Origin of the sequence: Roseovarius salinarum, assembly GCF_002834145.1 — a bacterium.
Lineage (GTDB): Bacteria > Pseudomonadota > Alphaproteobacteria > Rhodobacterales > Rhodobacteraceae > Roseovarius > Roseovarius salinarum.
In genome coordinates, this window is sequence record NZ_PHNT01000004.1 from 189,006 (window position 1) to 197,576 (window position 8,571).

The 8,571-nt window shown below is 67.6% G+C and carries 6 protein-coding genes and 1 pseudogene; all 7 read left to right on the forward strand.

Annotated features, from left to right (window positions below; genetic code table 11):
• The first annotated feature begins 25 nt into the window (after window positions 1–25).
• Entirely contained in the window at window positions 26–904 is an 879-nt protein-coding gene (gene metF / locus CEF10_RS06340) for a methylenetetrahydrofolate reductase [NAD(P)H] (protein ID WP_101067285.1), read from the forward strand.
• A 10-nt stretch (window positions 905–914) separates the two neighbouring features.
• Window positions 915–1,991, forward strand: coding sequence for a homocysteine S-methyltransferase family protein (locus CEF10_RS17505; RefSeq protein ID WP_101067286.1), 1,077 nt, complete (start codon window positions 915–917; stop codon window positions 1,989–1,991).
• Entirely contained in the window at window positions 1,988–4,657 is a 2,670-nt protein-coding gene (metH, locus tag CEF10_RS06350) for a methionine synthase (protein ID WP_101067287.1), read from the forward strand. The genes CEF10_RS17505 and metH overlap by 4 nt, the downstream gene beginning before the upstream one ends.
• A 37-nt stretch (window positions 4,658–4,694) precedes the next feature.
• Window positions 4,695–5,879: a methionine adenosyltransferase gene (gene metK, locus CEF10_RS06355; protein ID WP_101067288.1), complete on the forward strand. Its 1,185-nt coding sequence runs from the start codon at window positions 4,695–4,697 to the stop codon at window positions 5,877–5,879.
• A 40-nt stretch (window positions 5,880–5,919) separates the two neighbouring features.
• Window positions 5,920–7,332 carry an adenosylhomocysteinase gene (gene ahcY, locus CEF10_RS06360; protein ID WP_101067289.1) on the forward strand — a complete coding sequence of 471 codons (1,413 nt, stop codon included), beginning with the start codon at window positions 5,920–5,922 and terminating at the stop codon, window positions 7,330–7,332.
• A gap of 9 nt (window positions 7,333–7,341) precedes the next feature.
• Window positions 7,342–8,337, forward strand: a complete 996-nt coding sequence (locus tag CEF10_RS06365; protein WP_101067290.1) for an adenosine kinase — start codon at window positions 7,342–7,344, stop codon at window positions 8,335–8,337.
• Between the two features lie 78 nt (window positions 8,338–8,415).
• Window positions 8,416–8,571: pseudogene (gene glyA / locus CEF10_RS06370) on the forward strand (serine hydroxymethyltransferase); the annotation flags it as partial.

Sequence of the window (8,571 nt, forward strand, 5' to 3'; positions counted from 1 at the left end):
TCCTGACCAACACGGAGAACGCCGCATGACCGGGTCTGTCCCCGATCGTCCCCTGGAGATTTCGTTCGAGCTTTTCCCGCCGAAGACCGATACGGGCCTTGCCCGGCTCGAGGACACGGTCGACCGGCTGAGCGCGGCGGCACCGCGGTATTTCTCGGTCACCTACGGCGCGGGCGGCTCGACGCGCGACCGCACCGCGAAGGTGGTCGACCTCGTGGGCCGGCGCTCGGGCGCACCGGTGGCCCATCACCTGACCTGCGTGGGTGCCACCCGGGCCGAGATCGACCGGCAGGCCGAGGCGCTGTGGAACAGGGGAATCCGGCGCGTCGTCGCGCTTCGCGGTGATCTGCCGGAGGGCGAGACGCTGCCCGACGACGGTTACGCCGATGCCGCGGAACTGGTGGGCGCGCTGCGCCGGGCGGGCGATTTCGACATCTCGGTCGCGGCCTATCCCGAGGTGCACCCCGAGGCGCGCAGCGCGCAGGCCGACCTCGACCATCTCAAGCGCAAGATCGACGCGGGCGCGGCGCGCGCGATCACGCAGTATGCGTTCGACACCGACGAGATCCTGCGCTTCATCGACCGGGCCCGCGCCGCGGGCATCGACGCGCCGATCGTTCCCGGCATCATGCCGGTGGCCAACTTCGCGAGCCTCAAGCGGTTTTCCGCTGCCTGTGGCGCGACGATCCCCGGCTGGCTGGAACAGATGTTCGACGGGCTCGACGATGCGCCGGAGACGCGCGCGATGGTCGCCACCAGCGTGGCGACGGAACAGTGCCGCCGGCTTGTCGACGCGGGTGTCACGCAGTTCCATATCTACACGCTCAACCGCCCCGAGGTCAGCCTTGCGATCTGCCGCGCGCTCGGGCTGACACCGGACATCCCGGCAGAGAACGCCGCTTGAGGACGAAATCATGAGTAATACCGAAGACATCAAGGACCACGCGGCCCGCCGCATCCTCGTGCTGGATGGCGCGATGGGCACGATGATCCAGCAGGAAAAGCCGGACGAGGCCGCCTATCGCGGGGAGCGGTTCAAGGATCACCCCGCTGACGTTGGCGGCAACAACGAGTTGCTCAGCCTGACGCAGCCCGACATGATCCGCCGCATCCATGCCGATTTCCTCGACGCGGGCGCCGATATCCTGTGCACGAACACATTCGGCGCCAACGCGATCAGCCAGGCCGATTACGGCATGGAGGATCTGGTCGTCGAGATGAACACTGAAAGCGTGCGGCTGGCGCGCGAGGCCGCCGAGGCGGCCTCGACGCCCCAGCGGCCGCGGTGGGTCGCCGGCGGCATCGGCCCGACGAACCAGACGGCCAGCATCAGCCCGGACGTGAACGACCCGGGCTACCGCGCGGTGACCTTCGACGACCTGGCAAATGCCTACGGCGCGGCCGCGCGCGCCCTGATCGAGGCGGGCTGCGACCTGCTGCTGATCGAGACGATCTTCGACACGCTCAATGCCAAGGCGGCATTGTTCGCCATCGACAGCCTGCGCGACGAAGGGGTCGATGTGCCGCCGCTTATGATCTCGGGCACGATCACCGACCGGTCGGGGCGCACGCTGACCGGCCAGACGCCCGAGGCGTTCTGGGTGTCGATGAGCCACGCGCGCCCCTTCTCGATCGGGCTGAACTGCGCGCTGGGCGCGGGCGAGATGCGCCAGCACGTGCGCACCCTTTCCGAGGTCGCCGACACGCGCGTCAGCGCCTATCCCAACGCGGGCCTGCCCAACGAGATGGGCGGCTACGACGAAACGCCCGAGGAAACGGCCAGCCATCTGGGCGAATGGGCCGACGCGGGGCTGGTGAACATCGTTGGCGGCTGTTGCGGCACCACGCCGGAGCACATTCGCGCCATCGCGAAGGCGGTGGAAGGAAAGACACCGCGCGCCATCCCGCAGAAGGTGCGCCGCATGCGCCTGAGCGGGCTGGAGATGTTCGAGGCGCCCGGCGCCGGGCAGACACAAGAGGGGGCCGCATGACCGGCGTATCCAGTTTCATCAACATCGGTGAGCGCACGAACGTCACCGGCTCGGCGCGTTTCAAGAAGCTGATCATGGAGGGCGATTATGCCACGGCTCTCGACGTGGCCCGCAGCCAGGTGGAAAACGGCGCCCAGATCATCGACGTGAACATGGACGAGGGGCTGCTCGACTCCGAGGCCGCGATGACGACCTTCCTCAACCTGATCGCGTCGGAGCCCGACATCAGCCGCGTCCCGGTGATGCTCGACAGTTCCAAGTTCGAGGTGATCGAGGCGGGGCTGAAATGCGTCCAGGGCCGCGCGGTGGTCAACTCGATCTCGCTCAAGGAAGGCGAGACGGCGTTCCTCGAACAGGCGCGGACCATCCGCCGCTACGGCGCCGCCGTGGTCGTCATGGCGTTCGACGAGGACGGCCAGGCCGAGACGGCGCAGCACAAGTACGAGATCTGCCGCCGCTCCTACGACCTTCTGACGCAGAAGGCCGGGTTCGAGCCGTGGGACATCATCTTCGATCCGAACATCTTCGCGGTGGCCACCGGCATCGAGGAACACAACGATTACGCCAACGCCTTCTTCGAGGCGATCAAGCTGATAAAGGCGGACATGCCCGACACCCACATCTCGGGCGGGCTGTCCAACGTGTCCTTCAGCTTCCGCGGCAACAACGCCGTGCGCGAGGCGATGCACTCGGCGTTTCTCTATCACGCGATCCCGCTGGGCATGGACATGGCCATCGTCAACGCGGGCCAGATCACCGTCTACGACGACATCCCCGACGAGTTGCGCGAGCGGGTGGAGGACGTGCTTCTCAACCGTCGCGACGACGCCACCGAGCGCCTTCTGGAGATCGCGGACGCCTACAAGGGCTCGGGCGAGGCGTCGAAGAAGGAAGACCCCGAGTGGCGCGAGCAGCCGGTCGAGAAACGGCTCGAGCACGCGCTGGTCCACGGCATCACCGATTACGTGATCGACGACACAGAGGAATGCCGCCAGCGCGCCGAGAAGCCGCTGGACGTGATCGAGGGGCCGCTCATGGACGGCATGAACGTCGTGGGCGACCTGTTCGGCGACGGCAAGATGTTCCTGCCGCAGGTCGTGAAGTCGGCGCGCGTCATGAAGACGGCCGTGGCGCACCTGCTGCCCTACATGGAAGAGGAAAAGCGCCTTGCCGGCGACACCTCGGCCAAGGGCAAGGTCCTGATGGCCACGGTGAAGGGCGACGTGCACGACATCGGCAAGAACATCGTCGGCGTCGTTCTGCAGTGCAACAACTACGATGTTGTCGACATGGGCGTGATGGTGCCCACCGAGGACATCCTCGCCAAGGCGAAGGAGGAAAAGGCCGACATCATCGGGCTGTCCGGGCTTATCACCCCGTCGCTCGACCGCATGGTCGAGGTCGCCGGCGAGATGACGCGGCAGGGCTTCGAGATCCCGCTGCTGATCGGCGGCGCGACCACCTCGAAGAAGCACACCGCGCTGAAGATCGCGCCGGAATACGAACACGGCGTGATTCACGTCGACGATGCGTCGAAGGCCGTGGGCGTGGTGTCGAAGCTGCTGTCGACGACCGCCTCGGATTACCTGGGAGAGATCGACGCCGAGCACGAAACGCTCCAGGCGGGGGATTCGCGCACGACCGAGCGGCCCACGGTCCCGATCGAGCAGGCGCGCGCCAACGCGTTCGACGCGGGCTGGGACGACTACACGCCGCCCGCGCCGCAGACGCCCGGCCTGACGGAGATCGACGACATGCCCGTCAGCGTCCTGCGCGAGTATATCGACTGGACGCCGTTCTTCGCCACCTGGGAGATGAAGGGGCGGTTCCCGCAGATCCTTGACGATCCCGACAAGGGCGAGACGGCGCGCGAACTTTATGACCAGGCGCAGGCGATGCTCGACCGGATAGAGAAGGAGAACTGGTTCGAGCCGCGCGGCGTCGTCGGCCTCTGGCCGGCCAATCGTGAGGGCGACGACGTGATCGTCTGGACCGGCGAGGACCGCAAGACCGAGGTGACCCGCTTCCCGCAGTTGCGACAGCAGGGCAAGAAATCCGGCGGCAAGCCGCACATGAGCCTTGCCGACTTCGTCGCCCCGAAAGGCACGCCGGACTGGATCGGCGGGTTCGCCGTCACGGCCGGTCCGCAGGTGCACGACCGCGCCGAGGCCTACAAGGCCGAGGGCAACGATTACGATTCGATCCTCGTGCAGGCGCTGGGCGACCGGATCGCCGAGGCCTTCGCGGAGGCCCTGCATGCCCGTGTGCGCCGCAGCCTGTGGGGATACGCCCCCGACGAGGCCCTCGATAACGCGGCGCTGGTCGCTGAGAAATACCGCGGCATCCGCCCCGCGGCAGGCTACCCGGCCTGCCCCGACCACACCGAGAAACGGCGGCTTTTCGAGCTGCTGCAAGCGCCCGCGCACACCGGGCTGACCCTGACCGAATCCTGCGCCATGTGGCCGGCGGCCGCGGTGTCGGGGCTGTATTTCGCGCACCCCGAGGCACGGTATTTCGGCATCGGGCGCATCGGCGCGGATCAGGTCGCCGACTATGCCGAGCGCAAGGGCATGGAGATCGCCGAGGTCGAGGCATGGCTGGCGCCGAGCCTCGGCTACAAACCGCAACCGGGCGCGGCCCAGGCGCCGGCCCGCAAGATCGCCTGACCCAGGTCGGGTACAACTTCGAAAGGAGAGGAACGAGATGAGCGACAGAACCTGGCTTTTCACCAGTGAATCGGTGTCGGAGGGGCACCCGGACAAGGTCTGCGACCGGATTTCCGACGCCGTGCTCGATGCGTACCTGGCGGCCGACCCGCAGTCGCGCGTGGCCTGCGAGACGCTGGCGACCACCGACCGCGTCGTCATCGCCGGCGAGGTGCGCGGCCCCGAGGACGTCCGCCAGCACGTCGAGGAGATCGCCCGCGGCGCGATCAAGGACATCGGCTACGAGCAGAAGGGCTTTTCCTGGAAAACCTGCGCGGTCGAGAACCTGCTGCACGAGCAGTCCTCCGACATCGCCATGGGCGTCGATGAAGGCGACAAGGGCGAGGAAGGCGCCGGCGACCAGGGCATCATGTTCGGCTACGCTTGCAACGAGACCGACGAGCTGATGCCGGCACCGATCCAGTTCTCGCACCGGATCCTGCGCCACATGGCAGAGGACCGGAAATCGGGCGCCCAGCCCAGGTTCGGCCCGGACGCGAAAAGCCAGGTGACCCTGGAATACCGCAACGGCCAGCCGGTGGGCCTGGACACGGTCGTGGTCTCGACCCAGCACATCGAGGGCGTCAGCCAGGACGAGGTGCGCCAGATGGTCAAGCCCTACATCGAGAAGGCCTTCCCGTCCGACTGGAAGCTGCCCGACGACAAGCTGATCGTGAATCCCACCGGCAACTTCGTGATCGGCGGCCCCGACGGCGACGCCGGGCTGACGGGACGCAAGATCATCGTGGACACCTACGGCGGCGCGGCCCCGCACGGCGGCGGCGCGTTCTCGGGCAAGGACCCGACGAAGGTCGACCGCTCGGCGGCCTATGTGGCGCGCTACCTTGCCAAGAACGTCGTGGCCGCCGGCCTGGCCGACAAGTGCCAGATCCAGCTGGCCTATGCCATCGGCGTTCCCGAGCCGGTCGCGCTCTATGTCGAGACGCTGGGCACCGGGCGCGTGGACGAGGACAAGCTGGCCCGGACCCTGCGCGAGATGGTGCGCTTGACTCCGCGCGGCATCCGCGAGCATCTGGACCTGCTCAAGCCGATCTATGCCCGCACCGCGGCCTACGGCCACTTCGGGCGCGCCCCCGCGGACGACGGCGGCTTCTCCTGGGAGAAGACGGACCTCGCCGACGAACTGGCCCGCGCCTTCGGCGCCACCGCCGCGGCCGAGTGAGCCGGACCACGACACGGAATTTCGAAAGGAAAGACACGAGATGAACAAACCCGAGACACCCACACCCGAGGACTGCGCGATCCGCGACATTTCCCTTTCGGCGTTTGGCCGTCGCGAGATTGCGATTGCGGAGACGGAGATGCCGGGTCTTATGGCGCTTCGCGCGGAGTACGGCGCGGCGCAGCCGCTGAAGGGCGCGCGGATTGCGGGCTCCTTGCACATGACGATCCAGACGGCGGTTCTGATCGAGACGCTTGTCGCGCTCGGGGCCGAGGTGCGCTGGGCGTCGTGCAACATCTTCTCGACGCAGGACCACGCGGCGGCGGCGATCGCGGAGGGCGGCACGCCGGTTTTCGCGGTCAAGGGCGAGAGCCTGGAGGAGTACTGGGACTACTGCGACCGGATCTTCCAGTTCGAGGGCGGCGCGAACATGATCCTCGACGACGGCGGTGACGCGACGATGTACGTTCTTCTCGGCGCGCGCGTCGAGGAGGGCGAGGATGCGCTGATCGCGGCGCCGACCTCCGAGGAGGAGGAGGCGCTGTTCGCGCAGATCCGCAAGCGGATGGCCGAAAGCCCCGGCTGGTTCGTGAAGCAGCGCCACGCGATCCGGGGCGTGAGCGAGGAGACGACGACGGGCGTGCACCGGCTTTACCAGATGATGGAGAAGGGTCACCTTCCGTTCCCGGCGTTCAACGTGAACGACAGCGTGACCAAGTCGAAGTTCGACAACAAGTACGGCTGCAAGGAGAGCCTGGTGGACGGCATCCGGCGGGCGACGGACACGATGATGGCCGGCAAGACGGCCGTTGTCTGCGGCTACGGCGACGTCGGCAAGGGCTCGGCGGCGAGCCTCGCGGGCGCGGGCGCGCGGGTGAAGGTGACCGAGGTCGACCCGATCTGCGCGCTGCAGGCGGCGATGGACGGCTTCGAGGTCGTGCGGCTCGAGGATGTGGTCGAGAGCGCGGACATCTTCATCACCACGACGGGCAACCGCGACGTGATCCGCATCGAGCACATGCGCGCGATGAAGGACATGGCGATCGTGGGCAACATCGGCCACTTCGACAACGAGATCCAGGTGGCGAACCTGAAGAACCACAAGTGGACGAACATCAAGGACCAGGTGGACATGATCGAGATGCCCACGGGCAACCGGATCATCCTTCTGTCGGAGGGCCGCCTGCTGAACCTCGGCAACGCCACGGGCCACCCCAGCTTCGTGATGTCGGCGAGCTTCACCAACCAGGTGCTGGCGCAGATCGAGCTGTGGACGAAGGGCGAGAGCTACGGCAACGAGGTCTACATCCTGCCCAAGCACCTCGACGAGAAGGTCGCCAAGCTCCACCTGGAAAAGATCGGCGTGCGCCTCACCGAGATGAGCCCCGATCAGGCCGATTACATCGGCGTCAAGCCAGAAGGCCCCTACAAACCCGAACACTACAGGTATTGAGGTCACGTCATGAGTGAACGCAAACCGCATATCGTGGGCGTGGGCAACGCGCTGGTGGACGTGGTCGTCTCGGTCGAGCCCGAGGTGATCGCGCGCCACGGGCTGACCCACGGCGGCATGCACCTCGTCGAGGCCGATGCCGCCCACGCCCTGTTCGAGGAGGTCGGCCCCGGCGTGCGCCAGTCCGGCGGGTCGGTGGCGAACTCCATCGCCCACCTTGCCGATCTCGGCCTGCCGGGCACCTACCTTGGCAAGACGGCCGGGGACGACCTCGGCCGCACCTTCGCCGAGGAGATGGGTGCGATGGGCATCACCGCCCCGGTTCCGGCCGCGGACGCGGCCGACGGCCCGGGTACGGGCCGTTGCGTGGTGCTGGTCACCCCCGACGGGGAACGCACCATGAGCACGCACCTGGGCGCCGCCCAGGCGCTCGCGCCGTCGGACATCCAGGCGGCCATGCCCGAAGCCTGCGACATCCTGTTCGTCGAGGGCTACGTCTGGGACGCGCCGCAAGGCGCGGCGGTGATCGAGACGGCGGCGCAGCAGGCCAGGGCGGCGGGTGCGCGCATCGCGCTCACGCCGTCGGACGCCGGCTGCGTGGAGCGCAACCGCGACGTGATGCTCAACTTCATCTCGCAGCACGCCGACATCCTGATCGGCAACCACGTCGAGATCGGGGCGCTGGCCGGCCAGACGGAAACCTCCGCCGCGCTCGACTGGGCGTTGTGCCAGGTGGGCATCGCCGCGGTGACCGAGCACGACAAGGGCTCGCTGGTGGCCGACGAAAGCGGCCGGCAGCACGTCGAGGCCGTGCCCATCGCCAAGGTGGTGGACACCACCGGCGCCGGCGACGCCTATGCCAGCGGCTTCCTCGGCGGCCTCGCACAGGGCAAGACGGTCGCCGAGGCCGGCCGCATGGGTGCCGAACTGGCGGCCCGCGTGCTGGGCCACTATGGCGCACGTGACGGCGCGGCGGCGCGGGCTATCTCGCTGCCCGCGGCCTGACGACCGTCGCACGCGCAACCGATTTCCCCGGGGCGGCCTTCGCCCCGGGCATCCCCAAATTTTCCGGAGAGTTTGCACATGAACGCCCCGCATCGACAGGAAGGTTTTTTCACCGAGTCTTTGTCGTCGCGCGACCCCGAGGTTTTCGGCGCGGTGTCGTCGGAGCTTGGTCGCCAGCGCGACGAGATCGAGCTGATCGCGAGCGAGAACATCGTTTCCGCGGCGGTTATGGAG

What these genes read in the sequence shown, in the direction of transcription:
- metF (WP_101067285.1), top strand. Translation starts at nt 26, where the DNA reads ATGACCGGGTCTGTCCCCGATCGTCCCCTGGAGATTTCGTTCGAGCTT.
- CEF10_RS17505 (WP_101067286.1), top strand. Translation starts at nt 915, where the DNA reads ATGAGTAATACCGAAGACATCAAGGACCACGCGGCCCGCCGCATCCTC.
- metH (WP_101067287.1), top strand. Translation starts at nt 1,988, where the DNA reads ATGACCGGCGTATCCAGTTTCATCAACATCGGTGAGCGCACGAACGTC.
- metK (WP_101067288.1), top strand. Translation starts at nt 4,695, where the DNA reads ATGAGCGACAGAACCTGGCTTTTCACCAGTGAATCGGTGTCGGAGGGG.
- ahcY (WP_101067289.1), top strand. Translation starts at nt 5,920, where the DNA reads ATGAACAAACCCGAGACACCCACACCCGAGGACTGCGCGATCCGCGAC.
- CEF10_RS06365 (WP_101067290.1), top strand. Translation starts at nt 7,342, where the DNA reads ATGAGTGAACGCAAACCGCATATCGTGGGCGTGGGCAACGCGCTGGTG.